This is a genomic window from Kaarinaea lacus (assembly GCF_975902315.1).
Map to the genome: position 1 here is coordinate 1 of NZ_CDLKIE010000424.1, position 5,006 is coordinate 5,006.

At 47.7% G+C, this 5,006-nt stretch carries 6 protein-coding genes; 5 read left to right on the top strand and 1 reads right to left on the bottom strand.

Features of this window, described 5'->3' with window-relative positions:
- The 5 genes from ACWVCM_RS13335 to ACWVCM_RS13355 form a co-directional block, all read left to right on the top strand.
- A partial coding sequence (locus ACWVCM_RS13335; protein WP_455202251.1) for an HzsA-related protein occupies positions 1-2,278 on the top strand: 2,278 nt, incomplete at its 5' end.
- Between the two features lie 302 nt (positions 2,279-2,580).
- The gene (locus tag ACWVCM_RS13340) at positions 2,581-3,405 is read left to right on the top strand and encodes a hypothetical protein (protein ID WP_455202252.1); all 825 of its coding nucleotides are present in this window, start codon (positions 2,581-2,583) and stop codon (positions 3,403-3,405) included.
- Positions 3,375-4,058: an outer membrane beta-barrel domain-containing protein gene (locus ACWVCM_RS13345; RefSeq protein WP_455202253.1), complete on the top strand. Its 684-nt coding sequence runs from the start codon at positions 3,375-3,377 to the stop codon at positions 4,056-4,058. Before ACWVCM_RS13340 ends, ACWVCM_RS13345 begins: the two co-directional genes overlap by 31 nt.
- Before the next feature lie 43 nt (positions 4,059-4,101).
- A complete protein-coding gene (locus ACWVCM_RS13350; RefSeq protein WP_455202254.1) occupies positions 4,102-4,614 on the top strand; it encodes a peroxiredoxin family protein in 513 nt (170 codons plus the stop codon).
- A gap of 2 nt (positions 4,615-4,616) precedes the next feature.
- A complete protein-coding gene (locus ACWVCM_RS13355) occupies positions 4,617-4,838 on the top strand; it encodes a DUF4266 domain-containing protein (protein WP_455202255.1) in 222 nt (73 codons plus the stop codon).
- On the opposite strand, the gene ACWVCM_RS13360 is transcribed toward ACWVCM_RS13355, so the two are convergent.
- Positions 4,806-5,006, bottom strand: a 201-nt coding sequence (locus tag ACWVCM_RS13360) for a hypothetical protein (protein ID WP_455202256.1), incomplete at its 5' end; no start/stop codon positions are given. The genes ACWVCM_RS13355 and ACWVCM_RS13360 overlap by 33 nt on opposite strands.

Here is a 5,006-nt window from a genome sequence, read left to right on the forward strand (position 1 = left end):
GCTCAACGGAAAAATTTTATTTTCTCGCTGGGAACGTTCACGCGCCTCAAATCGCGACACCTTTAGTCTTTACACCATTAATCCCGATGGTACCGGTCTGGATATTTACTATGGCGCACATAGCCATGATCCATCAAACAGTGAGCGTGCATTTCTTGATGCCAAGGAAATGCAAGGTGGCGGGATTTTATCGATACTGACATCCTATAATCGACCAGACACAACACTACCGGATCCCCTTGATCCTGATAACCGCGATGCAGATCTTGATCCCAATGAAAATCATTTTAACGATGGCGAGATGGTCATCATTGACAGTGAAAATTTTGTCGAAATAGACCAGAAGCGTATTACCAGCCCGTCACTCAGCACCGAAGGACAATATTCGGCCACCAATAACGAAGTGCCTCGTAACGGCGATATCTCGCAAATTGGTCGTTTTTTCTCACCACATCCCATTTGGGAAGAAGATGGCGGCAACCGGGTATTAGTCGCGTGGTCGACATGTAGAATGACTAATTCGCAAGATGATGTAATACGCGTGGATCATTTAAGGGATGCGCAGGGAAATATTGTAAGGGATGCCGAGGGTAATATAGTAGATCCGGCCGATGCCATTGTGCCGTGTATTTCGGATAACCTGAACAATCCCGGACTGAAAGAAGCACCACCGTTTTACGGCGTTTATATTTATGACCTGGGCGATCGCAAATTGCTACCTATCGTAGTCCCACCCCAGGACGATTTGAGTGATGGTATCGATAACAGGATGGCGGTTGTTAATCCGGTTGCTATTATCGATCGACCTTATGATCAAACACCGGTGATACTGACAGAAAATACCGATGAACTATTAGCGTCAGAAGGTGTTGGTATTCTCCACATCCGAAGTGTTTATGATACCCAGGGTACGGTACCCATGGTTGATACGCCCCTGGAACCCGCCGGTGCGACACCTTTATCACAACCGCAGCGTGATGCTATCCCCATGACCACCGTTTACGTGGATCCACTAACGGGTGCGATTTCTGATAGCAACGCATCCGGTTTGATACCGCGCACCGTGGCGGACATTCCGCGCCTGGCCGATCCCATGCAAACACCGGGCAGTCAACGGGTAGCGCGTTTCGTTCGCTTTGCCAGACGAGTACCGTTCATTGATGACAACAATTTAACAGCCAACGACTGGGGTCGTGCCGGTAGCTATCGCTTGCGCGAAATTTTAGGTTACGCGCCTGTTGAACCGGATGGATCGGTATTCACGCAAATCCCAGCGGAAGTGCCATTCACCATCGAAGTACTGGATGGCCAGGGTCGGGCATTTATGGCGTTTAATAGCTGGTTGCAGGTGATGCCGGGTGAAACCAGGGAATGTAATGGCTGTCATTCACCGCGCGATGGGCAGCAAAGCATCAATCAGGGCGCAACAGGCTCCGCTTTTCCGAACACGGATGATGTCCTGGTGCAAATCGGTGAGACCATGGCCGAGGCCCGTGCCAGAGTGGAGGATCCGAGTCTTCTCACAGGCTATGCCAAGCTGGACATGGATTTGATTGATAACAATATCTGGCCCACCGTTGACGAGGTGACAGAGTTCAAATACGAAGACTTAATCACGCCAAAGCCGATAAGCAATGCGTCCTGCGAAGATAATTGGGACTGGGGCAACAGCAAGTGTCGAATTATCATTACCTATGTCACGCATATTCAGCCGATTTTTGAAGCAACGCGCCAGCGGGATCTGGGCGCAGGCATGATGGATTATATGTGTACTTCCTGCCACAACGATGATGATCCCAACGTTGTGCCGCCGGGGGATCTGGTGCTTGAAAATGCCACACCGGATCTTAATGGTATGCACGTCACAGTGCAGGCTATTCGGGATAACCTGACAAATCCCGATCGACCACCCTCTTATGAAATGTTATCCATCTCGCGTCCCCGGGCTGAAGTGGGTCCCATGGGTGGTACACGATTCATCGTGATACGCGATCCAGTCACTGATGTACCCATCGATGTTGATGGCAATCCCATTGGCGAGACAGACTTAAATAACTTGCAGCTTGATGCTCCCCAGCGCGGCGCGTTGCTGAGTGGCACCGGTGTCGCAAGAGCCAGGTTTAGTCGTCTAGTCAGAATGATTTTAGGAGAAATCGCTCCCGGTACCGTCGATCACACCCAGTTATTAACTGATGGCGAAAAACGCTTAATCCTCGAGTGGATCGACAACGGCATGCAGATTACCAATGATCTTAATCTTGCTGTCGTAGCACCCTAAGGATTGGTTAAGGAAAATTTGTTTTATAGTTGAAGGTAAATTTTAGTTAATCGTAAATGCGTTATCGGTCTGTGTTTAAGTTGTTTAATGCGTAACCAAAAACGACGCTATATAACACTTCAAGGCGCAAAGGACTTAATAGGACTTTATTTGTGCCGATAGGACAATAAGGAAAATAGCACCAGTCGTGAATGGTTAATAAACACCTAGTTTTGGTTGTTTAAAAAGCAGTAATTCCCATCACCAGTGCGTCAACTCTGTGCCTGTCACGGAACTTCCGGTAGGATGCGTCAAACATCACGATGCGAGAGAGTCAATTGAGGCTTGCAGTACTTTATATTTATAAATTTGGACATGTTACAAACAAAGTCGCGAAGGGTTACCTGTCACGCATTTGTTTGCTTGGCATTTATGCGGTGTCTTTGTTGTGTGCGCCATTGAGTGTGGCGGATGAGGATAGTGTTCGCCTGCAAGTGGCAGAGCCGTACATTGAATTACATACCGGCCCCGGACGCGGATTCCCGGTGTTTCATATTGTGGAACGTCACGACTGGATCGATATTATTAAACGCCGTACCGACTGGTTTCGGGTAAAGACTGAAGATGGTAAAGAAGGTTGGGCTTATATCGAACAAATGGAACTGACTCTGGCTTTACCTGGCAAGCGCACGGAATTCGCGCAAGTGAAACAGGAGGATTTCCAGAGTCGTCGTTATGAGTTTGGTGCCATGGCAGGGGACTTTGAAGGCGCTGCGTCAATGACAGCATTTGTAAGCCTTAATATGTCAAAGAATCTTTCTGCAGAGCTGGCATTTACTCAGGCGACGGGGACGTATACCAACAATTTTTTACTAAGGGCGAATATTTTATCAACGCCTTTTCCCCACTGGCGAGTGGCGCCTTATTTTACACTCGGCGGTGGCGTGATGCGCAGCGAGCCCAGAGGAACCTTTGTGCAGTTAGATTTAGGGGACAATGCTGTGGCCAGTGTAGGGCTTGGATTTCGCGCGTACTTAACACGGCGTTTTGTATTTAGAGCTGAGGCAAAAGAAGTGATTGCTTTTATTGACGAAGACAATAATGGAGAATTTTTTGAGTGGCAATTAGGGTTTTCATTCTTTTTCTAGTTCGTTTGCGCAAAGCTATTCGTGCATTGAGCTTTTGTGTGCTGACGGTCGCCGCGGCACCGCTGCTTGCGGCTGAAGAGCAGCCGCTGGCTTCAACGGATGCGCCATTAATTGAGCCTGAAGTGGAGCGTCAGGAAATCATTGAATCAAAAATTGATACTGAAGATTTTGAAGTAGGTTTTTTCGCCGGTATGTATAGTACCGAAGATTTTGGAACCAACTCGGTTCTGGGCGCCACCTTTGCTTACCATGTAACGGAAGATTTCTTTTTTGAGGCTGCCGTGGGGGAGACTGAAACCCAACCATCCAGTGTCGAACGCCTGGGCTTTTTCGATGTGCTTAATGACGATGAGCGTACACTGCAATATTACAATTTGTCCCTGGGCTATAACATCTTTCCCGGAGAAGCCTTTGTCACTTCAAACTGGGCATTTTATACCGCGTTTTATTTTATTGGCGGTATTGGCAACACGCATTTTGCGGGACAGGATAATTTCACGATTAATCTCGGTGCAGGCTTTCGTTTTATTGTGACGGACTGGATGGCATTCCAGGTTGATATGCGGGATCACATATTTGATCTTGACATCCTGGGCGAAGAACAGACCACGCATAACCTGGAATTGACAGCGGGTATTACGTTTTTCTTTTAAAACAAGCACAACAACTGACAGGAACAAGATTAGGGATTTATTAATGAAGAGCATGTTGATCAATAAAAAGCTTGCTTTGTTAATTGTGGCAATACAGTGGCTTGTGTTTTTACCCGGCGCCAGTGCGGAACTGGTAAAAGGCGAAGCACCTAACTTTACCTTGAAGAGTCAGCGCGGGGAAAACCTGAAATTAAGCGAGCATCGCGGCGAAGTCATTATGCTGAATTTCTGGGCTACCTGGTGTGATGCTTGCCAACAGGGTATGCCAACGTTGAATGACATGTATCAATTGTATCGCAATGAAGGGTTTACATTATTCAGCATCAATGTTGAAGAGGATGTGAGAAAAGTAAAGAAAGCCCTGAGCAAGATGCAGGTAACTTTTCCTGTGTTGTTTGATGTCACCCATGAGGTGAGTGAAAAATACGAAGTGGATGATATACCAAGTACTTATATTATCGATCGTGATGGCAACCTGCGTTATATCCACCAGGGATTTCCGCCAGGTTACCGTGACATATTTCAAAAACAGGTTCGGGAATTAATGGCAGAGTAGTTATGTTGCATATTCGAGTACTAGTTCTTGGGATGGTTGTTACGCTTTCAGGTTGCGGTATACAGCCCTGGGTAAAGCCTTATGAAAGAGCCAACCTGGCAGATCCTATTATGAGTTTTGCCAGGGATCCGGTGGCGGAATCTTACAAGAATCATGTTCACCAGGCGCGTGAAGGTGCGCGTGGTGCGGAATCAGGTGCGGGCGGCGGATGTGGCTGTAATTAATGTACGACATTGGCCCGCCCGGTCTTCCGGCAAGATCGCCGCCATCAATGGCAAACTCATGCCAAATACGGCATATAAAATTGCAACGGCCCAGGCGGGCCAATGTCGTACATTAATTACAGCCACATCCGCCGCCCGCACCTGATTCCGCACCACGCGCACCTTCAC